17 protein-coding genes are annotated in these 20,650 nt (G+C 74.1%); 10 read left to right on the top strand and 7 right to left on the bottom strand.

What is annotated here, in order from left to right:
- Positions 1-65 precede the first annotated feature (65 nt).
- The 3 genes from AB0E05_RS32820 to AB0E05_RS32810 all read left to right on the top strand — a co-directional run bounded on the left by AB0E05_RS32820 (position 66) and on the right by AB0E05_RS32810 (position 1,609).
- Positions 66-449, top strand: a complete 384-nt coding sequence (locus tag AB0E05_RS32820) for a helix-turn-helix transcriptional regulator (protein ID WP_361970588.1) — start codon at positions 66-68, stop codon at positions 447-449.
- Between the two features lie 245 nt (positions 450-694).
- A complete protein-coding gene (locus AB0E05_RS32815) occupies positions 695-1,165 on the top strand; it encodes a DNA starvation/stationary phase protection protein (RefSeq protein ID WP_361970587.1) in 471 nt (156 codons plus the stop codon).
- Between the two features lie 201 nt (positions 1,166-1,366).
- Positions 1,367-1,609 carry a hypothetical protein gene (locus tag AB0E05_RS32810; RefSeq protein ID WP_361970604.1) on the top strand — a complete coding sequence of 81 codons (243 nt, stop codon included), beginning with the start codon at positions 1,367-1,369 and terminating at the stop codon, positions 1,607-1,609.
- Here AB0E05_RS32810 and AB0E05_RS32805 read toward each other — a convergent pair.
- From AB0E05_RS32805 to AB0E05_RS32795, 3 genes are all read right to left on the bottom strand, one after another.
- Positions 1,572-2,348 (bottom strand): SDR family NAD(P)-dependent oxidoreductase, encoded by a 777-nt coding sequence (locus AB0E05_RS32805; protein ID WP_361970586.1) that lies wholly within the window; start codon positions 2,346-2,348, stop codon positions 1,572-1,574. The genes AB0E05_RS32810 and AB0E05_RS32805 overlap by 38 nt on opposite strands.
- Before the next feature lie 36 nt (positions 2,349-2,384).
- Positions 2,385-3,236 (bottom strand): DNA-formamidopyrimidine glycosylase family protein, encoded by an 852-nt coding sequence (locus tag AB0E05_RS32800; protein ID WP_361970585.1) that lies wholly within the window; start codon positions 3,234-3,236, stop codon positions 2,385-2,387.
- 96 nt (positions 3,237-3,332) lie between these two features.
- Complete coding sequence (locus AB0E05_RS32795) at positions 3,333-8,009, bottom strand: ATP-dependent helicase (RefSeq protein ID WP_361970583.1); 4,677 nt, start codon at positions 8,007-8,009, stop codon at positions 3,333-3,335.
- Between the two features lie 104 nt (positions 8,010-8,113).
- Here AB0E05_RS32795 and AB0E05_RS32790 point away from each other — a divergent pair, with 104 nt between their 5' ends.
- The 3 genes from AB0E05_RS32790 (at position 8,114) to AB0E05_RS32780 (ending at position 10,128) form a co-directional block, all read left to right on the top strand.
- Positions 8,114-8,950, top strand: coding sequence for an AraC family transcriptional regulator (locus tag AB0E05_RS32790; protein ID WP_361970581.1), 837 nt, complete (start codon positions 8,114-8,116; stop codon positions 8,948-8,950).
- A 78-nt stretch (positions 8,951-9,028) separates the two neighbouring features.
- Positions 9,029-9,823, top strand: a complete 795-nt coding sequence (locus AB0E05_RS32785; RefSeq protein ID WP_361970579.1) for an AzlC family ABC transporter permease — start codon at positions 9,029-9,031, stop codon at positions 9,821-9,823.
- Positions 9,820-10,128 (top strand): AzlD domain-containing protein, encoded by a 309-nt coding sequence (locus AB0E05_RS32780; RefSeq protein ID WP_361970577.1) that lies wholly within the window; start codon positions 9,820-9,822, stop codon positions 10,126-10,128. The genes AB0E05_RS32785 and AB0E05_RS32780 overlap by 4 nt, the downstream gene beginning before the upstream one ends.
- Before the next feature lie 13 nt (positions 10,129-10,141).
- Here AB0E05_RS32780 and AB0E05_RS32775 read toward each other — a convergent pair whose 3' ends face one another.
- A complete protein-coding gene (locus AB0E05_RS32775; RefSeq protein WP_361970575.1) occupies positions 10,142-11,095 on the bottom strand; it encodes a hypothetical protein in 954 nt (317 codons plus the stop codon).
- Positions 11,096-11,173: 78 nt separating this feature from the next.
- Here AB0E05_RS32775 and AB0E05_RS32770 point away from each other — a divergent pair, with 78 nt between their 5' ends.
- Together AB0E05_RS32770 and AB0E05_RS32765 are read left to right on the top strand one after the other, a co-directional pair.
- Positions 11,174-11,368, top strand: a complete 195-nt coding sequence (locus AB0E05_RS32770; RefSeq protein WP_361970573.1) for a DUF3046 domain-containing protein — start codon at positions 11,174-11,176, stop codon at positions 11,366-11,368.
- A 378-nt stretch (positions 11,369-11,746) separates the two neighbouring features.
- Positions 11,747-12,889 (top strand): AI-2E family transporter, encoded by a 1,143-nt coding sequence (locus AB0E05_RS32765; protein ID WP_361970602.1) that lies wholly within the window; start codon positions 11,747-11,749, stop codon positions 12,887-12,889.
- A gap of 78 nt (positions 12,890-12,967) precedes the next feature.
- Here the strand turns inward: AB0E05_RS32765 and AB0E05_RS32760 are convergent, their stop codons facing one another.
- The 3 genes from AB0E05_RS32760 to AB0E05_RS32750 form a co-directional block, all read right to left on the bottom strand.
- Positions 12,968-16,033, bottom strand: a complete 3,066-nt coding sequence (locus AB0E05_RS32760) for a tetratricopeptide repeat protein (protein WP_361970572.1) — start codon at positions 16,031-16,033, stop codon at positions 12,968-12,970.
- Positions 16,030-17,898: an HSP90 family protein gene (locus tag AB0E05_RS32755; protein ID WP_361970570.1), complete on the bottom strand. Its 1,869-nt coding sequence runs from the start codon at positions 17,896-17,898 to the stop codon at positions 16,030-16,032. Before AB0E05_RS32755 ends, AB0E05_RS32760 begins: the two co-directional genes overlap by 4 nt.
- Positions 17,899-18,082: 184 nt before the next feature.
- The gene (locus AB0E05_RS32750) at positions 18,083-18,670 is read right to left on the bottom strand and encodes an AAA family ATPase (RefSeq protein ID WP_361970568.1); all 588 of its coding nucleotides are present in this window, start codon (positions 18,668-18,670) and stop codon (positions 18,083-18,085) included.
- A gap of 262 nt (positions 18,671-18,932) precedes the next feature.
- On the opposite strand from AB0E05_RS32750, the gene recA reads away from it, so the two are divergent.
- Complete coding sequence (gene recA / locus AB0E05_RS32745; RefSeq protein ID WP_361970566.1) at positions 18,933-20,060, top strand: recombinase RecA; 1,128 nt, start codon at positions 18,933-18,935, stop codon at positions 20,058-20,060.
- Between the two features lie 2 nt (positions 20,061-20,062).
- Positions 20,063-20,632, top strand: coding sequence for a recombination regulator RecX (recX, locus tag AB0E05_RS32740; RefSeq protein ID WP_361970564.1), 570 nt, complete (start codon positions 20,063-20,065; stop codon positions 20,630-20,632).
- Positions 20,633-20,650 lie beyond the last annotated feature (18 nt).

Raw genomic sequence — 20,650 nt, 5'->3', positions numbered from 1 at the left:
GCAGCGCGAGGCGGTACGGTGGGGCGTGAAGGATGCGGCTACGCGGTCCGAGGAGGGAGCCACCGATGATTCTGCTCCGTCGCCTGCTGGGTGACGTGCTGCGTCGGCAGCGCCAGCGCCAGGGCCGTACTCTGCGCGAAGTCTCCTCGTCCGCCCGAGTCTCGCTCGGCTATCTCTCCGAGGTGGAGCGGGGGCAGAAGGAGGCATCCTCCGAGCTGCTCTCCGCGATCTGCGACGCGCTTGACGTACGGATGTCCGAGCTCATGCGGGAAGTGAGCGACGAGCTCTCGTTGGCCGAGCTGGCCGAGTCGGCGGCGGCGAGCGAACCGGTGCCCGCACCGGTGCGCCCGATGCTGAACACCGTCTCCGTGACGTCGGTGGCAGGTGTGCCGACGGAGCGCGTGACGATCAAGGCGCCGGCGGAGGCCGTCGACGTCGTCGCGGCTTGACGCGCACCTCGACCCTGGCTTGAGCCCCGGTCGTCCGATCACGGCGTGCTCGTGCACGCGGTCGGACGGCCGGGGCTTCTTCACGACCGGTGTCTCCACGAGACGTACGGGCGTCTCGGCGTCTCGTCGAGGCGTATCCGGGGTTTCCACGCGCGATCCGGGGCAGGCGCCCACTGTCGAAATGTTCCCTCTCAGGTGCTATGTCATGGTGAGAGGGAGCGGACCGGAAACCGAGTGGAGGACGCATGTCTGTCGTGAAGAGCCCGCTGTCCGACGCCGACCTCAAGACGGTCGGGGAAGCGCTCCAGGGCGCACTCGTCGACCTGGTGGATCTCGGGTTGGTGGCCAAGCAGGTGCACTGGAACGTGATGGGGCCGCGCTTCCGGTCCGTCCACCTCCAACTCGACGAGGTCGTGGACACGGCGCGGCTGCACTCCGACACCGTGGCCGAGCGCTGTTCCGCGATCGGCGTGCCGCCGGACGGGCGGGCTGCGACCGTGGCGTCGCAGAGCGCGATCAACGGGGTGCCGGACGGCTGGGTCAAGGACACCGACGCGGTACGGATCCTGGTGGACGCGCTCGGCGCGGTGATCTCGCGGATGCGGGAGCGCATCGCGGTCACCGGGGACCCGGATCCGGTGAGCCAGGACATCCTGATCGGCCTCACGGCCGACGTTGAAAAGCACGCCTGGATGTTCCAGGCGGAGAGCGTGTGAGGTCAGGGGCGCGCCGGCGCGGTGGCCGGGGCGGCTCCCGGAGCCGCGGCCGGTGCCGTCCGCCCGGGGCGGACGCGTCGTGCGCCGGGGGCGTGCGTGCCGGGTCTGCATCCGGTGCGCCCTCCCTGTGGGTGACCGCACCCGTCTAGGGTCGTCCGGAGGGAGGCAGCCATGGCGGGACGCGGGTTCGTGCGCGTGCCGATGGGTGCCTTCGGGCTCGGGCTCGCGGCCTTCGTCGGCGGCGCGCTGTGGTGGTGGGCCGTGGTGCGGCTGCTGCTGGTGCCCGAGCGGGCCGGTCTGGTGGAGGGGGCGGTCGCGGCCGGCGGCTGGGGGCTGAGTCTGTTGCCGGTCCATGTGACGGCCTTCACCGGACGCACCGGCGCATCCCGGTTGCGGAGCGAGGCGCTCACCACGGCATGGCGACGCCGCCGTTCGGGCGGATGATCTGGCCCGTGGTGAAGGCGCTGGCGTCGCAGGCCAGATGGAGCACGGCGTGGGCTGCTTCCTCGGCCCCGCCCACCCGGCGCAGCGGGGTGACCTTGACGATGGCTGCTTCGGCCCGGCTCTGGAGTTCGGCGTCGTGGCGGTCGGTCATGGGGGTGCGGATCCAGCCCGGGGCGACGGCGTTCACCCTGATGCCGTGCGGGCCGAGTTCCGTGGCGAGGGTCCGGGTGAGCTGGACGACGGCCACCTTGGCGGTGCTGTAGCAGAGCAGGTCGGGGTGCGCGGCGTCCACGGCGCCGGAGGCCATCGTGACGAGCGAACCGGGCGTGCCCGCCGCGATCATGACGCGGGCGGTTTCCTGGCAGGCGTACAGCACTCCCTTGAAGTTCACCGCCATGACGCGGTCGAAGTCCTCGTCGCTCGTCTCCAGGACGGAGCTGCTGTGCATGATGCCGGCGACCGCGGCGAGGACGTCGAGGCGGTGCGAGGTGCGGACGACGGAGTCGACCACGGCCCTGACGCTGCTGCGGTCGGTGACGTCCAGGGGGTGGGTGTACGCGGTGCCGCCCGCGTCCTCGATCAGCGTCCGGGTCCCCGTGAGGCCGCCCTCGTCCACGTCCGCGCAGTGGACCGTCGCTCCGGCGTCGGCGAGGAGCGCGGCGCAGGCGCGGCCGATGCCGCTGGCGGCGCCGGTGACGAGCGCGGTCCGGCCGGTGAGGTCGTATGCGGGGAGGGCCATGCCGGGACCGTACGACCAAATCTGACGCACCGTCAACTAGCGGGTGGGGGCGGGGAACGAGCGGTCTTGTGGGCCCGACTGGCAGCCGGGGCACCAGTACGTGACGCGTTCGCCGTCGTCGGGCTCCGCGCCCGCGGTGCTCGGCCGCGCTTCGCGCTGGGCCGCCTTGCGTACGGGCGTGCCGCAGCGCAGGCAGGGCTCGCCGCGGCGGCCGTACACGTACAACAGGGGGCGGGCGGTGCCGGGGACCGTGCGGCGGTCGAAGGTGTGCTTGTTCGCTTCGAGGAGCCGGTGGGCGGTGGCGACGAGCCGCGGGGCGATTCCCTGCGGCAACTCGCCGACCGGGAGCCAGGGCGTCACCCTCGCCAGGAATGCCAGCTCGGAGCGGTACACATTGCCGATGCCCGCGAGGTTGCGCTGGTCGAGCAGGGCATCGCCCAGCGGGCGGGCGGGGTCGGAGGTGAGGTTCGCCAACGCTGTTGCGGCGTCCCAGTCCGGGCCGAGCAGGTCCGGCCCGAGATGGCCGACGACCTGTGGTTCGTCACGGGTGCGCAGGACGTCGAGCACCGGGAGCCGGTAGCCCACGGCGGTGCGGGCGGCGGTGCCGAGGACGGCGCGGATCTGGTGCGCCGGCCCGCCGCGCCAGCGCTCGGACACGGCGAACACCCGCCAGGCGCCGTCCATCCGCAGATGGGAGTGGAGCGTGAGGCCGCCGTCGAACCGCATGAGCAGGTGCTTGCCCCGGGCGGCCACCTCCTGGACGGACCGGCCGGTCAGGTCCACGGTCGCGAACCGGGGGACGCGCAGGTCGAACCGGGTCAGCACCTGGCCGGCGAGGGCGGTGTGCAGCCGGTGCGCGGTCAGCCAGACGGTGTCTCCTTCGGGCATGGCATCCATGATGGGCGACCGGCGGCCCCGGGGCGCGGCTGCGACGTACGCGTACGGCACGGGCCGTCGGCCGAGGACCCGCCTGCCGCACGGCGGTCAGGGCCTGAGGCGCAGGCCCCTCGGGGTGGCGTGGAAGCCAGCCGTCTCCAGCGCCCGGGCGAACGGCGAGGTCAGGGCGGACGCACCGTTGGCCCGCTCGACCGTGACGGTGCCGAGCGCACCCGCCCGCGCCGCCTCCGCCAGCGCCTGCGCGGCGCTGTGCAGCGCGGGTGACTCGGGGTCGGGCCAGGCCAGGAGCGTCTTCCCGCCGCGCTCCAGATAGAGCGCGAGGTCACCGTCCACGAGGACCACGAGGGAGCCCGCCTTCCGGCCGGGCTTGTGGCCCGCGCCGTCCGGCGGATCGGGCCAGGAGAGCGCCGCCCCGTAGGCGTTCGCCGGGTCGGCGGCGGCCAGGACCACGGCCCGCGGGGCGGTGTGCTCGTCCCCGCGCTCACGGGCGGTGGCCGCCGCACGCAGCCGGTCCACCGCGCCGTCCATGGCGAACTGGGCCGCGCCCAGCCCCTCGACGACGTAGCCCCGACGGGCCTGGCCGCTGTCCTCGAAGGCGGACAGCACGCGGTACGCGGCGGAGAAGCCGCCTTCGACGCCCTCGGCGGCCACCGCACCGCGGGTCACCACGCCGTGCCGGTCCAGGAGCGTGCGCGCGAGGGCGTGGGCGCGCTGGGTCGGATTCGCCTCCGGGGACGGCAGCACCGACCACCGGCCGCTCACCGTCGGCGGTCCGCCGCGGGACGCCGGGCGGGCCGCGGCCGTCAGCCCGCCGTACCGCCCCCGGGGCACGGACCGTCTGGCCCGGTGGGCGGTGGCGCCCGCGGTGCGGCCCGAGCCGAGCAGGGAGCGCAGCGGGGCGAGCGTGTCATTGGTCAGCCGCCCGGACCAGGCCAGGTCCCAGATCGCATCGGCCAACTGCGGGTCGGTGGCGTCCGGGTGGGTGGTGGCCCGGACCTGGTCGGCGATCTGGCGGAAGAAAAGGCCGTAGCCGGGGGCGAGGGCCGTGAGGACCGCGTCATGCAGCGCGGTCGTCTCCAGTGGATGGGGCGACGGCAGCAACAGCGGCGCGGCGTCGGCGAGGTACAGCGAGACCCAGCCGTCCTTGCCGGGCAGGGAACCCGCACCCGCCCACACCACCTCGCCGGTGCTGGTCAGCTCGTCGAGCAGGGTGGGGGAGTAGCCCTGCACGCGGGACGGCAGGATCAGCTTCTCCAACGCGGACGCGGGCACCGCGGCCCCCTGCAACTGCTCGACGGCCCGGGCGAGACCGTCGATGCCGCGCAGGCCGTGGCCGCCGCCCACGTGCTGCCACTGGGGCAGGAACGTGGCCAGCGCCGGCGGGGGCACCGGCTCCAGCTCCTGCCGGAGCGCGGCCAGCGAACGGCGCCGCAGCCGCCGCAGCACGGTCGCGTCGCACCACTCCTGCCCCGTCTCCAACTCGGACGCGGGAACGCTCAGGGTGTCGTGCGCCACCAGATGCGGACGGAACTCGCCCCGCACCACCCGGCCGCCCGCCGCCAGGCGCTGCAGCGCGCCGTCCGTCACCGCGGCGCCCAGTCCGAAGCGGGCCGCCACCTGGGCCGAGGTGAACGGGCCGTGCGTACGGGCGAACCGGGCGAGGAGGTCGCCGAGCGGATCCTTGACGGGCTCGGTGAAGGCTTCCGGAACGCCGACCGGGAGCGCCGTGCCCAGGGCGTCCCGCAGCCGGCCCGCGTCCTCGATCGCCGCCCAGTGGTCCTCGCCGGCGATCCGGACGCGGATGGCGCGCCGGGCCGCTGCGAGCGACCGCGGCCACTGCGGGTCCGCGCCGCGCTCCACCAACTCGGCATCGGTGAGCGGCCCGAGGATCCGCAACAGGTCGGCGACGCCCTCCTCGTCCCTGACCTTGCGGTCGTCCGTGCGCCACTGGAGCTCCTGCTCCAGCGCGACGAGCACCTCCGGATCCAGCAGCTCGCGCAGCTCGGCCTGCCCCAACAGCTCCGCCAGCAACCGGGAGTCCAGCGACAGGGCCGCGGCCCGCCGCTCCGCGAGCGGGGAGTCCCCCTCGTACAGGAACTGGGCGACGTAACCGAAGAGGAGGGAGCGGGCGAAGGGCGAGGGCTCGCTGGTGGTGACCTCGACCATGCGCACCCGGCGCGCCTCGATGTCGCCCATCAGCTCCGTGAGCCCGGGGACGTCGAACACGTCCTGGAGGCATTCCCGCACGGCTTCCAGGACGATCGGAAACGAGCCGAACTCGCTCGCCACCTGGAGCAGTTGCGAGGCGCGCTGGCGCTGCTGCCACAGCGGGGTGCGCTTGCCGGGGCTGCGCCGGGGCAGCAGCAGGGCGCGCGCCGCGCACTCGCGGAACCGGGCGGCGAACAGCGCCGAGCCGCCGACCTGGTCCGTGACGACCTGGCCGATCTCACCGTGGTCGAAGACGGTGTCGGCGGCGCCCACGGGCGCCTGGTCGCCGTCGAACGTGGCGTCCAGGTGCGTCGGGTCCTGGTCGAGCAGGTCGAGACCCATCAGGTCGGCGTCCGGCAGCCGCAGCACGATGCCGTCGTCGGCGTGCATGACCTGGGCGTCCAGCCCGTAGCGCTCGGCGAGGCGGGCGCCCAGCGCCAGGGCCCAGGGCGCGTGCACCTGGGCGCCGAAGGGGGAGTGGATCACCACCCGCCAGTCGCCCAGCTCGTCCCGGAAGCGCTCCACCAGGATCGTCCGGTCGTCCGGGACGTGGCCGCAGGCCCGGCGCTGCTCGTCCAGATACGCGAGGACGTTCTCCGCGGCCAGGGCGTCCAGACCGGCGGCGAGCAGCCGCAGCCGCCCGTCCTCGGGGGTGAGCGCCCCGACCTCCCGCAGGAACGCCCCCACCGCACGGCCCAGCTCCAGCGGCCGGCCGAGCTGGTCGCCCTTCCAGAACGGGAGCCTGCCCGGCACCCCGGGCGCGGGGGTGACCAGGACCCGGTCGCGGGTGATGTCCTCGATGCGCCAGGACGAGGTGCCCAGCGTGAAGACGTCGCCCACCCGGGACTCGTACACCATCTCCTCGTCGAGCTCGCCGACCCGCCGCCCGCCGCCGCCCTTCTCCGAGGTGCTGCCGGCGAGGAAGACGCCGAACAGGCCGCGGTCGGGGATCGTGCCGCCCGAGGTGACCGCCAGGCGCTGGGCGCCGGGGCGCCCCGTGACCGTCCCCGCGACCCGGTCCCAGACCACGCGCGGACGCAGCTCGGCGAACGCGTCGGAGGGATAGCGCCCGGCCAGCATGTCCAGCACGGCCGTGAACGCCGACTCCGGCAAGGACGAGAAGGGCGCCGCCCGCCGCACCAGCGCCAGCAGGTCGTCCACCTGCCAGCTGTCGAGGGCGACGATCGCGACGAGCTGCTGCGCCAGCACGTCCAGCGGATTCGCCGGGATGCGCAGCGCCTCGATCGCGCCCGTGCGCATCCGCTCGGTGACCACCGCGGCCTGCACCAGGTCGCCCCGGTACTTCGGGAAGACGACGCCGCGGGAGACCGCGCCGACCTGATGGCCCGCCCGCCCCACGCGCTGGAGCCCGGACGCCACGGACGGCGGCGACTCGACCTGGACGACCAGGTCCACCGCGCCCATGTCGATGCCCAGCTCCAGGCTGGAGGTGGCGACCACCGCCGGCAGCCGGCCGGCCTTCAGGTCCTCCTCGACGAGCGCCCGCTGCTCCTTGGAGACCGAGCCGTGGTGCGCCCGGGCCATCAGGGCCGGCGCACCGCGCGCGGCCCCCGACTGGGCCATGACCTCCGCGGGCGGAGCGCCCTCGGCCAGCGGCTCGCCCACGGCGCGCTCGTACGCGATCTCGTTCAGGCGGTTGCACAGGCGCTCCGCGAGACGGCGGGAGTTCGCGAAGACGATCGTCGAGCGGTGGGCCTCGACGAGGTCGGCGATGCGCTCCTCCACGTGCGGCCAGATCGAGGGGCGGTCGCCGCCGGGCGCCCCGGGGGCGTCGGTGGCGGGGGAGCCGCCCAGCTCGCCCAGGTCCTCCACCGGGACGACCACCGACAGGTCGAACTCCTTGCCCGACGGCGGCTGGACGATCTCCACCTTCCGCTGCGGCGACAGATAGCGGGCCACCTCGTCCACCGGACGCACGGTCGCGGACAGCCCGATGCGCCGCGCCGGCCGCGGCAGCAGTTCGTCCAGCCGCTCCAGCGAGAGCGCCAGGTGTGCGCCGCGCTTGGTGCCCGCGACGGCGTGCACCTCGTCGACGATGACCGTCTCCACGCCGGCGAGGGCCTCCCGTGCGGCGGAGGTCAGCATCAGGAACAGCGACTCGGGCGTCGTGATGAGGATGTCCGGCGGGCGGGTGGCCAGGGCCCGGCGCTCGGCCGCCGGGGTGTCACCCGAGCGGATCCCGACCCGCACCTCGGGCTCCGGCAGCCCGAGGCGCACCGACTCCTGCCGGATGCCCGTCAGCGGGCTGCGCAGATTGCGCTCCACGTCGACCGCGAGGGCCTTGAGCGGAGACACGTACAGCACCCGGCAGCGCGCCCGGGGATCCGCCGGCGGCGGCGTGGACGCCAGCCGGTCCAGGGCCGCGAGGAAGGCGGCCAGCGTCTTCCCGGAGCCCGTCGGAGCCACCACGAGGACGTCGGACCCCTCGCCGATCGCCCGCCACGCGCCTTCCTGCGCGGCCGTGGGCGCGCTGAAGGCCCCCGCGAACCATCCCCGGGTCGCGGGAGAGAACGAGTCGAGCGCATGGCCGGCCATGTCCCCCATCGTGCACCGCACCACTGACAATCGGCCCCCGCCGCCCCCACCCGTCCATCGGACCCGCAGGTCAGCGCCGCAGCGACGGGCGCACAATGGGGTGCATGAGCGGGCCCGCGAGGCAGGAGTGGGCGAGGCACTGGCGGTACGAGGCACTGCCCGGCCTCGACCTGCTGCACGCCCAGTACGTCAGCCACACCTTCCCCCGCCACAGCCACGAGGGCTACCTCCTCGCCACCGTCCTGCGCGGCGTGGAGGACATGCGGGTGCAGGGCGGCGGGATCCACGTCCTGCCCGGCTCCGTGATGACCCTCAACCCGGAGGAGCCGCACGCCGCCCGCTCCGGTCACCCCGACGGCTGGGCCTACGTCGCCCTCTATCCGCAGCTCGACACCGTCCGGCAGATCGCCGACGAGATCAGCACCCTGCGCGGCACCCCCGGGTTCTCCGGGCCCGTCGCCGGCGACCCGTACGCGGCCCGGCTGCTGTGGAGGACGTACGAGGCGGCCGACGGCGGCAACGCCCTGGCCGCCGACATCCTGCTGCGGTCCGCCGTCACCCGCCTGCTGACGCGGCACGGCACCCCGCTGCCGGCCCGTGCGCCCAGGGCCGCCGGGCGGCGCGCGGCGGCCCTGGCCCGGACGCTGCTGGAGGCGCGGATGACCGAGCCGCCGTCCCTGGAGCTGCTGGCGTGCGAAGTGGGGGCGAGCCCGTACGCGCTGCTGCGGGCCTTCAAGGCCGAGTACGGCATGCCGCCGCACACCTGGCTGACGGACGCGCGCGTGCGCAGGGCCCAGCTCCTCCTGGCGCAAGGGCACCCGCCGGCGCAGGTGGCGTCCGACGTGGGCTTCACCGACCAGCCGCACCTGAACCGGCACTTCACCCGGATCGTGGGCGTGCCGCCGGGGGCGTACCGCAAGGAGCGGGCGGGGCTGGGGTGAGCGCCCGGCCGCGCCCCGCGCGACCGGAGCGCAATAACGTACAAGACGACCGGCGGCGGTCGGCCGTACCGTCCACACATGGCAGAGACGACAGCACCACCGGACAGCGGCCCGCCCGAGCCCACCGCGCGCCCCCACGACACCGAGGCGACGGCCAAGCCCGACTCGGCCGTCGTACGGGACGCGCTCGGCGTCGGCGTGGCCGTCGGGCTGTCCGGCTTCGCCTTCGGCGTCACGGCGGCCGGTTCGGGCCTCACCGTCCTCCAGACGTGTGCACTGAGCCTGCTGGTCTTCACCGGCGCATCGCAGTTCGCGCTGGTCGGAGCATTGGCAGCGGGCGGCAACCCCTTCACGGCGGCGGCCGGCGCCTTCTTCCTCGGGGTGCGGAACGCCTTCTACGGGCTGCGGCTGTCGCAGCTCCTCGCGCTGCCCCGCGCCCTCCGGCCGCTCGCCGCCCACTGGGTGATCGACGAGACCACGGCCGTCGCGCTTGCCCAGCCGACGCGGCGCTCCATACGGCTCGGCTTCACCGTGACGGGGCTGACGCTGTACGTCCTGTGGAACGCGACCACCCTCCTCGGCGCGCTCGGCGCCGAGGCCATCGGGGACACCGACGCCTGGGGGCTCGACGCCGCCGGCCCGGCCGTCTTCCTGGCACTGCTGGCCCCCATGGTGCGCACGGCGACCGAGCGCGTGGTGGCCGGGCTCGCGGTTGTGCTCATGCTCGGGCTGCTGCCCGTACTGCCGGCCGGGGTTCCCGTGCTGGTCGCGGCTCTGGCGGCGCCCGCGGTGCTGTGGTTCAAGGGCCGCGGCGGCGGCACGGACGAACCTAAGGACCAGGCACAGCAATTGTCGGAGGGGGACGCCCGATGAGCGTCTGGATCGCGATCGCCGTGACGGCCGTCGGCTGCTACGTCGTCAAACTGGCCGGTCTCCTGGTGCCGGCGAACGCCCTGGAGCGCCCCCTGGTCCAACGGCTGGCAGCGCTCCTGCCCGTCGCCCTGCTGGCCGCGCTCACCGCCCAGCAGACCTTCAGCACGGCCGGCTCCCTGATGATCGACGCCCGGGCCGCCGGGGTGGCCGCGGCAGCCGTGGCCCTGGTCCTGCGGGCGCCCTTCCTCGTGGTCGTCGCCGCGGCCGTGCTGGTCACCGCCGGCGTACGGGCGATCGGCGGCTGACGCGGGAGCACCCTCACCGACGCCCGGCGCCCCCGTTGACGTCCCGTCCGTACGCACCGAGGGTCCGCAGCGCCTCGATCGTCACGATCGGCCGGGCCTCCAGCGCGGTGCCCGGCGCCCACCGCCGCCAGGTCAGCGGCCAGCCGCCGTCCTCGCGCTGCTCGTCCGCCAGATGGTCGAGGCCGCGGTCCATCTCCTCGTCCGTGAACCAGTGGCGGGCCAGGGACTGCGGCGTGCGGGCGTAGTCGTACGCGAAGTGGTGCTCGCCCGGGGCGTACCCGGCGGCGACCGGCTGGCTGTCGGCCGTGGCCGGGTCGAGCACCACCAGCCGCTGCTCCCGCACCAGGCGCCCCAGCCGGTCCGCGGCCGTCCGCGCGCGGGCCCGGTCCGGGACGCCGTCGAGGAAGGCGACCGCCGCCTCGACCTCGTACGGATGGGTCCGCTCCAGCGACTCGACGGCGGACCAACAGAAGTCCGTGGCCCGGAACAGCCACGCGTGCCACACCTCGTTGCGGTGCAGCAGCCCCACCACCGGGCCCGTGGTCAGCAGCGACCCCGGGGGGTCGTCGACGACGCGGACGAACGGCGCGGTCGGATAGCCGCGCTGGGAGGGGTGGATCGCGGGCAGGGCGCCCGCCGGCGTCGACACCCCGGTGAGGTAGCGGCACAGGCGCTCGGCGCGCAGCCCGCCGCAGCGGCCGATGGAGTCGAGGACGCGCAGGGCGTGCGCGGTGTGCAGGGGCTGGCTGACCGGACCGCGCAGGTCCGGTTCGAGGGCGTGGCCGTAGCCCCCGTCCTCGTTGAGGTACGGCGACAGGGCGGCCTCGACGGCGTCCGCGCCGCCGCCGAGGAAGTGGTAGGCGAAGCGCCGCTGCTCCAGGACGCGGGCGGTGAGCCAGACGAAGTGCTCCGCGCGGGCCAGGGACGACGGCGGCGGGGACTCGGAAGCCGTTCCGGTGTCAGCCATGCCCCGACCGTAGAGCGCCCGGGCGGCCCCGAGCACGGGAGACGACCGGCGCACCCCCGGGGGCGGGATACTGACGTCATGCGGTTGACGATTTTCTGGGAGCGGATGGCGGACCACTTCGGGGCCTCCTACGCCGACTCGTTCGCGCGGGACCACGTGATGGCCGAACTCGGCGGGCGGACGGTGCACGAGGCGCTGGACGCCGGCTGGGAGGCCAAGGCCGTGTGGCGCGCGGTCTGCGCCGCGGTGGACGTCCCCGCCGACAAGCGGTGACGCGACGCATCGAGAGCGTTCCGACACCGGGCCGGGTCCTCGACGGCCCCGAACGTACGCGACACTGACCCGGTGGCCCCGAAGAGCGACAAGCATGACGAGAACGAGCCCGACGCAGATCGGGCCGAGTACGGACGCGACGAGCAAGGCGGGCGCGGTGCCGGCGGCAGCGGCGGGGCCGCGGCGGCCGGCCGCGCCGCCGTACCCGCGCAGGGCGTGACCCCCGGCCCGGCCGGCGGCGCAACCGCGACGCGGACGGCCGACGGCCGCGCCGCGCCCGGCCCCCACGCGCCGCACGAACACACCCCGTCCGAAGGCGCGACCCCGCCCAACGAGCCGCCGCCCGCCGCGGCGGGCGGTGCGCTCGGGCCGGTGCGCATGCCCCGCTGGCTGCCCCGCGCCATCCTGCTCGCGCTGGCGCTCTACGCGTGCTTCCAGCTCGGCAGCTGGGCGTTCCACCAGCTCATCGGGTTGCTGACGAACATCCTGATCGCCTTCTTCCTGGCTCTCGCCATAGAGCCGGCCGTGGGACGGATGGCCTCGCGCGGCATGCGGCGCGGAGTCGCCACCTTCCTGGTCTTCTTCGGGATCCTGGTCGCGACGGTCGGCTTCGTCGTGCTCCTGGGGTCGATGCTGGCCGACCAGATCGTGACGATGGTCGACGACTTCCCCAAGTACCTCGACTCGGTGATCAACTGGATCAACCACACCTTCAAGACCGAGCTGTCGCGGGTGGAGGTCCAGGACAGCGTGCTCCGCTCGGACTGGCTCCAGAGCTACGTCCAGAACAGCGCGACGGGGGTCCTGGACGTCTCCGCCACCGTGCTGGGCGGGCTGTTCCGACTGCTGACGATCTTCCTCTTCTCGTTCTACTTCGCCGCGGACGGCCCCCGGCTGCGACGTGCGCTGTGCTCCGTGCTGCCGCCCGCCAAGCAGACGGAGGTGCTGCGGGCCTGGGAGATCGCCGTCGACAAGACCGGCGGCTACCTCTACTCGCGCGGCCTGATGGCGCTGATCTCCGGAGTGGCGCACTACGTGCTGCTGGAGATCCTGGGCGTGCCCTACGCGCCGGCGCTCGCCGTCTGGGTCGGCCTGGTGTCGCAGTTCATCCCGACGATCGGCACCTACATGGCGGGTGCCCTGCCGATGCTGATCGCCTTCACCGTCGACCCCTGGTACGCGGTGTGGGTGCTCGGGTTCGTCGTGGTGTACCAGCAGTTCGAGAACTACGTACTCCAGCCCAAGCTCACCTCCAAGACGGTCGACATCCACCCGGCCGTGGCCTTCGGCTCCGTCATCGCCGGCACGGCCCTGATGGGCGCGGTGGGCGCGCTCATCGCGATCCCGGCCGTCGCCACGCTCCAGGCGTTCCTGGGGGCGTACGTGCGGCGGTACGCCGTGACCGACGACCCCCGGGTGCAGGGGCACCGGCGGCACGGCGGGCAACTGCTCAAGCGGATCAAGGGAGTGCCGGGGATACGGCGCGCCCAGCCGCAGCCCGAGCCGGGCGAAGGGGCCTGAGCCGGCGCCTCAGGGCCCCGGGGCGGGGTGGACGACGGATCGCCGTCGTCCACCCCGCCGTCGTCCACGGGGCTCCGCTCACATCCGGTCGCGTATCTGCTCGGCCTGGCGCATCAGCTCCTCCGCCTCCGCGCCCTCCTGCTGCGACAGCTCCGCGACCAGGGCCGTGAGCCGAGCCTCGGCCTCCTCCGCGCGCCCCAACTCCTGCTCCGTCCACGAGGCCCGCACCAGGGACTGGAAGCGGTCCCGCAGCGCGGCCCCGCCGAACTCGGTGAAGACCTCCGCCGCCTCCAGCGCCAGCTGCAGCGCCCGCTCCCGTACGGCCCGGCGCTCCTGGAGATCGGGGCCGGGCAGGTCGTCGTCGGCCATCTCGCGGCCGTACAGCTCCTCCTCCAGGAGCCGGGCCACCTGCTGGCAGGTCTGCGCCCACTCGTAGCGGCACTGGGGGGCGTCGACGTCGCGGAGCACCGCGAACGCCTCGTCCATCAGTGCTCGGGCCCGGGCGTACGCCGCGGTGGTACGAGCGAGGGCCTGCTCGTCGTCCTCGGCCCCGTCCTCCGCCTCGTCGTAGTCGACGTCCTCCACCGCCAACCACGCCAAGGAGCGCAGCACCCGCACCTCGGCGACGGGATGGCCGCCGGCGCGTCGCCACAGCTCCAGCGACTGCTCGTACGCCGACCGCGCCTCGGTGCCCAGGTGCGCGGCCGACAGCGCGTCCGCCGCCGAATTGGCGAGCGACGCCTGCGTGCGGACATCCTCCCAGCCCTTGGTGATCTCGGCGCCCAAGAGGAACTGCTCGGCCGCGCCCTTGGGGTCGTTCAGCTCCTGGAGCAGCCGGCCCAACAACTGCCGCGCCTGGACGACCTCGTCCTCGCCGTGCGCCGCGACGAGGTCGGGCAGCACCGAATGCAGCACCTCCACCGCCTCGACGGTGCGGTCCGCCTCCGCGTACGCCCGGGCCAGCACCGTGCGCGCCCGCGCTCCGGACGTTGCGGCCAGCCCTGCCTGGTCCAGCCAATGGGTGGCCTCCAGCGCGTGCTCCGCGGCTTCCTCCGCCCCGTCGCCGCGCTCCAGCAGGACGTCCGCCAGCGTCAACCGCACCGAGGACTGCTCCTGGGGATCGACCAGCTCAAGGGAGTGGCCGAGGGCGGCGCGGGCGCTGGCCTCGGCCGCCGCCAGATCGCCCATCGCGGCCAGTACACCGGCGCGCATCGACAGCGGCTGGCAGGCGTCCCACGGGCGGCCACCGGCGATCTGGTGGCCGGCCGCCGAGGCGAGCAGCGGCTCCGCCGTCCGCAGGTCCCCCGCGGACAGCAGGGCCCGGGCGAGGTCCAACTCGGCCTGGCCGAGGACGTCCACCGCGCCGTGCGGCGGATCGGTGTCGCCGCGGGCGGCGATGAAGCCGCGCAGCGCGGTCACCAGACCCGCGTCCAGCTCCTGGTCCTCTCGGTCCCGCCCGGGGGCCTGCCGGGCTTCCCGAGCGGCGGTCTCCTGCTCGTTCGCCGTCAGGAACGCCTCGATCCGCAGGGTCGTCAGCTCGGCGAGCGCGGTGCGGCGCGGGCGCATCGGGTCCGTCGCGGGCAGCTCACCGGCCGACCGCACGGCCGCCGCGAGCAGCGCGCGGACCTCCTCGGCCGGCGCGCCCAGCTCGGTCGCGCTGCCGGCCGCCGCCAGGTCCGCGAAGGCCGCCCGGCTCTCCCGACCGGCCGCCCGCTGGGCCTCGGCGGCCCGGGCGAACACCGCGGTCGCCCCCGGATCCCCGGCGTGCAGCGCGGTCATCGCCCGGTGCTCCAGCAGATCCGCGGCCAGCGCCGGATCCGGCGCCGGCCCGGGCCCCGCCTCGACGCGGCGCGCCACCTCGGCCCACAGCGCGCGGGCCGAGGGACGGCCCTCCGCCCGCGCGGCCCGCGCCCGCTCGACCAATGCGTCGAAGCTGTCCGCGCCGTCCTGCGCGGCGGTCGGGACGGCCCCGGTCACCGGGGCGCGGGAGGCCGCCGGGGCACCCGCCGACGTCGGGAGCGCGGCACTGCGCACCCCGAGGGGCAGCGCGTCCAGCAGCGGTTGCTGCGCGATCCGCCCGGTCAGCCGCTGCGACACGAGCGCGGTGCCGTTGCGCGCGTCGAAGCGGGCGGTGATCGCCGCGGCGTCCGCCTCCAACAGCTCGTACAGCTCCCCGACCGTACGGACCGATCCCTGGTAGGGGACCGTGGCCCGGTCCGCCAGCCCCAGCTCCGCGAGCCGCCGCAGCAGGACGAGGATGCCGCCGGTGAACTCCAACTGAGATTCGACGTCCCCGAGCGGCCCGAGGTGGGCGGCGTGCTCGGCGAGGATCTCCAGGCCCCGGGACTCGTTCCCCGTCAGGGCGCAGAACTCGATGTGCTCGCCGATCGAGCGCAACAGGCTCTCGTTGCCGCGGGCCATGCGGTAGCCGCGCAAGTGGTGGGCGCGCGCCTCGCCGGCGCGGCCGAGGCGGACCAGGGGCAGCAGGGAGTGGGCGAGCACCCGGTGCGGCTCCTCCATGCAGGACAGCCCGCCGGCCAGTACGGGCTCCCAGATCCGCACCGCATCGGCGTCCTCGCCCCGGCGCGAGCGGTACCACCCCTGGGTGTTCAGCTCGCAGGCGTGGCAGTCGCTCATCTCGTCCCGCTCGGCGACCGTCCAACCGGCCACCGCCCGCTCCATCCGGTCCGTGTCCCCGGTGGCGTCGGCCAGATAGAACTCGGCCTGCCGCACCGCGCGCTCGCTGTAGCCGGCCAGCCGGTAACGCCGCTCCATGTCCACCAGCCAGCGGTCCACGGACGCCAGCGGGATGTCGGGGGACTCGACGATCCCGCCGGCCACCCACTTGAACCGCCAGTACAGGCTGCGGGCCTCGTGGGCGGCGAAGGAGGACGGGTCGCGGTCGTACTCCTGGAGCAGCCGGGCGAAGGGCACCACCATCTTGGTGCGCTCCGAGCTGTACTCGTACGCGTCGACCAGTCCCTGGAGGGACTGGCGGAACAGGTCGGCCTCCCCGGACGCCTCGGCGGCGGCCGACAGGAACTCGGCCCGGGTCACCCGCGCCGAGCCGTGGGGCGCGCCCGCGTTCTCGAAGAGGCCCTGCCGGATCTCCTGCGGGGACATCGGGGACATGGGTGCGGTCACGGCTGGTCCTCCTGGGGGGTGGCGCCCTGGACGGCGGAGTGCGTCGCCCATTCCAAGAGCCCGAGGAAGGCCCGGTTGAGCAGGGTGGTGTCGGCGGGGCGCAGGGGCCGCTGCGACATCAGCAGTGCCTGCCCGTACAGCGATTCGACCGCCGTGGCGGTCAGCTCCGGATCGGGGAGCGCGGCGATCCGGCGGATCAGCGGATTGTTGTGGTTCAGCACCAGCCGGGCCCGGGGCGCGGTGTTGCGCAGCGAGCCGAGGATGTCGCTCCACAACGAGTCGGCGTTCTCTTGGGCGGTGGCGCGGTCCCGTTCGTGGCGGGCCTGGCGATCGTCGAGGAAGAGCGCGGGCACCGTCACGGGCTGGAAGGCGCGCAGCACCACGTCGCAGCCGTGCGGGTCCAGTCGGGTGCGCGCGGTGGCCAGGAAGGAGGCGAGGGCCAGCTCGGCGGAGGTGGCGACCGGATCGAGGCGTTCGGTGACGGCGCCCGCGTCCAACTCGGTGACCTTCACGGCGGGGCGGACCGTCGGCAGCAGGGCGAGCAGGTCGGCGTCGTAGGTGTATCCGGCGTTGACGACGCCCAGGCCGTGCGCGGCGGCGATGGGGGCGATCTGGCGGAACTCCTCGACGGTCCGGGTGAAGTGGACCTCGCCGTGCGCCGCGGCGAACTCCTCCAGGCTCAGCTGGCCGTCGCTGGTCTCGAACGGCAGCCAGGGCAGCATCAGTTCGAACAGCTCCGCGTCGTGCCGCGCCAGGGACTTCACCCCCAGGTGGTGCACGCTCAGGAAGGAGGCCAGCCGCTGCGGGTCGCTCGCCGCCAGCTCCGCCAGCCACTGCCGCACGGCGCCGCCGAGGGCGTCGCGGACGGCGGCGAGCGTCTCGTCGTCGTAGAGGTTCTCCCGGGAGGCGGTGGGGCGGAGCGTGTCCGTGTCGACGACGGCGCGGACGAAGAAGGCCCACTCCGGCAGCAGGTTGTCCGCACGGTCGGTCAGGAGCATGCCCTTGAGGTACGTGCGGTGGCCGGCCCGGTGCGCCGGGCTGGTGGGCTCCGGCAGTACGTAGGCGACGCCGCGGACCCCGGCGACCGGGAGGTCGAGGTCGATGGTGTCCAGCGGGGTGAAGCCGAACAGCTTCGCGCAGTGCCCGCTGAGGGCGACCCGACGGGCCGCGGGGGAGGGGTGCTCGCGGTCCCAGACGGCCGGCCGGTCGGTGATAGGGCGCTCCGCGCCGCCGTCCGTGCTGAAGGCGATGTCGTACGGCAGCAGGGAGCCGAAGTCCCGGGCCAGCTCCTCGACGCGGTCCGGGCGCGTCCACTCCTCGGAGCCGGGGCGCGGCTCCAGGTGCACCGTCGTGCCGGGCTCGGGCCGGGCCTCGTCGGGCAGGGTCCGCACGGTGTACGAACCGTCGTCGGACGCCAGCCACTCCACGGGGGCGGCGTCGGGCGTCCGGGCGGAGCGGGTGACCACGCGGATCTCGCGGGCCACGACGAAGCAGGCGAGCAGCCCGATGCCGAACTGGCCCAGGAACTCCCGGCGGGCCGACTCCAGGCCGTGCTCGCCGCCGCGTTTGGAGCTGCGGCCGATGGTGGCGAGGAGGGTGTGGACCTCGTCGGCCGTGAGCCCGATGCCGCTGTCCTCGATGGAGACGGTCCCCGCCGAGCTGGAGAGCCTGATGCGGACCCGGGCGTCGGGGTGCAGCGCCTGTCGCGCGGTGACCGCGTCCACGGCGTTCTGGAGCAGTTCGCGGACGTACACCCGAGGGCTGGAGTACAAGTGGTGGGAGAGCAGGTCGACCAGACCGCGTAGATCGACCTGGAAGCTGTTCGCCTCGGGCGGAGTCGCCTCCGCTGCACCGGCGGACGTCATGGCACATCACCTCGCGCTACATACGTGTGGGTAGAAGCGATCGCGAGGTCCCCCCTCACAGATCACGAACGTGGAAGGCAGCGTAGTAGTGCCTGCCGGCGTTCTCCGCCGCAATGGCCGGTATGGCCGGGCCCGGCCGGCTCCGGGGAAGGGGCCCGCCGGGGGCGTGCGGTCGGCCGCCCCGTCAGATGCCGTGCTGGCGCCGCAGCCGCTGGAAGGCGGTGGGCACGGGCCGCTCGGGGAGGAAGTGCGCGATGCGGCGGGCGCAGTCGAGCGGGGTCGCCGTGCCGGTGTCGCACTCCACGTCGTACGTGCCGTGCGCGTGCACGCGCGGGACCTGGGACGCCGCGAGGCCGGCCGGCCGGTCGCCGCGGGCCCTCTCCCGGCGCTCCAACTCGTCCACCGGGCAGTGCACGCCCACCAGGACGACCTGGTCGGCCGGGAACAGCGCGAGGCAGTCCTCAAGGCGCCACGGTTCGCTCAGGACGTGGTCCACGACCACGTTGTTGCCGGCCGCCGCCATGCCCGCGACGGCCCGGTGGAACCCCCGCCACGTGCGTTTGAGGGTGTCGTCGACCTCGGCGGGGGTGAGCTGCGGCCGGGACCGCATGGCGTGGAAGGCGTCCACGGGCAGGTGGAAGTACGGCTCGTCGAGGAGGGTGAGGAGCTCCCGGGCGATGCTCGACTTGCCGGAGCTCGACGTGCCGTTCAAGAAGACGATCAGCCCGTTCGCGTCGTGGCCGTCCCGCTCGGTTCCCGGGTGTTCCCGCATGGTGTGCACGCTCCCGCTCGCTCGTCCGTTCCCGGCCCGCCCCGCCGTTCGGACCGGGCCGTCCCCCATGATCACTCGACCGGCGGCGCGCCGGGTGGGGTGCTTGACACCAAAATCGAACATCCATTCTTATGGGGGCTCCGGCGCCGCGCTTCACCGGAGAGTTGTCCACAGGCGGGACGGGCGTCGGGGCCCGTTGTCAGTGGCAGGGGTTAGCGTCTTTGACGTGAAGCGATCGACACAAGCAAATCGGGTGGAACCCATGGCAGGAACCGACCGCGAGAAGGCGCTCGACGCCGCGCTCGCGCAGATTGAACGCCAATTCGGCAAGGGCGCGGTGATGCGCCTGGGCGAGCGGCCGAACGAGCCCATCGAGATCATCCCCACCGGATCGACCGCGCTCGACGTCGCGCTCGGCGTCGGCGGACTGCCGCGCGGCCGGGTCGTCGAGGTGTACGGACCGGAGTCCTCCGGTAAGACGACCCTCACGCTGCACGCGGTGGCCAATGCCCAGAAGGCCGGCGGCGCCGTCGCCTTCGTGGACGCCGAGCACGCCCTCGACCCGGAGTACGCGAAGAAGCTGGGCGTCGACATCGACTCCCTCATCCTCTCCCAGCCGGACAACGGCGAGCAGGCGCTCGAAATCGTCGACATGCTGGTCCGCTCCGGCGCGCTCGACCTGATCGTGATCGACTCCGTCGCGGCCCTCGTGCCGAAGGCGGAGATCGAGGGCGAGATGGGCGACTCGCACGTGGGCCTCCAGGCCCGGCTGATGAGCCAGGCCCTGCGGAAGATCACCAGCGCGCTGAACCAGTCGAAGACGACCGCGATCTTCATCAACCAGCTCCGCGAGAAGATCGGCGTCATGTTCGGCTCCCCGGAGACCACGACCGGTGGCCGGGCCCTGAAGTTCTACGCTTCCGTGCGGCTCGACATCCGCCGCATCGAGACCCTGAAGGACGGCACGGACGCGGTCGGCAACCGCACCCGCGTCAAGGTCGTGAAGAACAAGGTCGCGCCGCCCTTCAAGCAGGCCGAGTTCGACATCCTGTACGGCCAGGGCATCAGCCGCGAGGGCGGCCTGATCGACATGGGCGTGGAGCACGGCTTCGTCCGCAAGGCCGGTGCTTGGTACACCTACGAGGGCGACCAGCTCGGCCAGGGCAAGGAGAACGCGCGCAACTTCCTCAAGGACAACCCCGACCTGGCCAACGAGATCGAGAAGAAGATCAAGCACAAGCTGGGCGTCGGCGTCCGGCCGGAGACCGCTGCCGACGAGACGGGCGGCGACGCGGCGGGCGCGGCGGCGGCCCCGGCCGCTGACGCGAAGTCGGTGCCCGCTCCCGCCACCAAGGCCAAGACGGCCAAGGCGGCGGCGACCAAGGGCTGAGCGTGACCAGGCGCACCGAGTGGCCGGGCGACAGCACCGACTCGTCGAGGGCCGAGAAGGAGCTGTCGCCCCAGGACCCGGCTGAGCGGGCGCGGGCGATCTGCCTGCGCCTGCTCACCGGGACGCCGCGCACCCGCAAGCAGTTGGCGGACGCGCTCCACAAGAGGGAGATCCCTCCGGAGGTGGCCGAGGAGGTGCTCTCGCGCTTCGAGGACGTGGGGCTGATCAACGACACCGCGTTCGCCCAGGCGTGGGTCGAGTCGCGGCACCACAGCCGAGGGCTCGCCCGCCGCGCCCTCGCCCGTGAGCTGCGGACGAAGGGGGTGGCCCCGGCCCTCGTCGACGAGGCGGTGGGCCAGCTCGACGCGGAGCGCGAGGAGGAGACCGCCCGCGCGCTGGTCGCCCGCAAGCTGCGGGCCACCCGCGGGCTCGACCGCGACCGTCGCATCCGCCGGCTGGCCGGCATGCTGGCCCGCAAGGGTTACGGCGAGGGCCTGGCGCTCAAGGTCGTACGGCAGGCCTTGGAAGAGGAGGGCGAGCAGGACCTCGACGAGCTGACCGAGCCGTGGTGAGCGGCCACGGGGGCCATC

The organism is Streptomyces sp. NPDC048057, assembly GCF_040653095.1.
Lineage (GTDB): Bacteria > Actinomycetota > Actinomycetes > Streptomycetales > Streptomycetaceae > Streptomyces.
This window is presented reverse-complemented; position numbering and strand designations above follow the sequence as displayed.

Bases quoted from the DNA above. Each gene is read 5' to 3' on its own strand.
- AB0E05_RS32810 (WP_361970604.1), top strand. From the start codon at position 1,367: ATGGGTGCCTTCGGGCTCGGGCTCGCGGCCTTCGTCGGCGGCGCGCTG.
- AB0E05_RS32755 (WP_361970570.1), bottom strand. From the start codon at position 17,898: ATGACGTCCGCCGGTGCAGCGGAGGCGACTCCGCCCGAGGCGAACAGC.
- AB0E05_RS32800 (WP_361970585.1), bottom strand. From the start codon at position 3,236: ATGCCCGAAGGAGACACCGTCTGGCTGACCGCGCACCGGCTGCACACC.
- recA (WP_361970566.1), top strand. From the start codon at position 18,933: ATGGCAGGAACCGACCGCGAGAAGGCGCTCGACGCCGCGCTCGCGCAG.
- AB0E05_RS32785 (WP_361970579.1), top strand. From the start codon at position 9,029: ATGGCAGAGACGACAGCACCACCGGACAGCGGCCCGCCCGAGCCCACC.
- AB0E05_RS32790 (WP_361970581.1), top strand. From the start codon at position 8,114: ATGAGCGGGCCCGCGAGGCAGGAGTGGGCGAGGCACTGGCGGTACGAG.
- AB0E05_RS32795 (WP_361970583.1), bottom strand. From the start codon at position 8,009: ATGGCCGGCCATGCGCTCGACTCGTTCTCTCCCGCGACCCGGGGATGG.
- AB0E05_RS32820 (WP_361970588.1), top strand. From the start codon at position 66: ATGATTCTGCTCCGTCGCCTGCTGGGTGACGTGCTGCGTCGGCAGCGC.
- AB0E05_RS32750 (WP_361970568.1), bottom strand. From the start codon at position 18,670: ATGCGGGAACACCCGGGAACCGAGCGGGACGGCCACGACGCGAACGGG.
- AB0E05_RS32775 (WP_361970575.1), bottom strand. From the start codon at position 11,095: ATGGCTGACACCGGAACGGCTTCCGAGTCCCCGCCGCCGTCGTCCCTG.
- AB0E05_RS32770 (WP_361970573.1), top strand. From the start codon at position 11,174: ATGCGGTTGACGATTTTCTGGGAGCGGATGGCGGACCACTTCGGGGCC.
- AB0E05_RS32765 (WP_361970602.1), top strand. From the start codon at position 11,747: ATGCCCCGCTGGCTGCCCCGCGCCATCCTGCTCGCGCTGGCGCTCTAC.
- AB0E05_RS32780 (WP_361970577.1), top strand. From the start codon at position 9,820: ATGAGCGTCTGGATCGCGATCGCCGTGACGGCCGTCGGCTGCTACGTC.
- AB0E05_RS32815 (WP_361970587.1), top strand. From the start codon at position 695: ATGTCTGTCGTGAAGAGCCCGCTGTCCGACGCCGACCTCAAGACGGTC.
- AB0E05_RS32805 (WP_361970586.1), bottom strand. From the start codon at position 2,348: ATGGCCCTCCCCGCATACGACCTCACCGGCCGGACCGCGCTCGTCACC.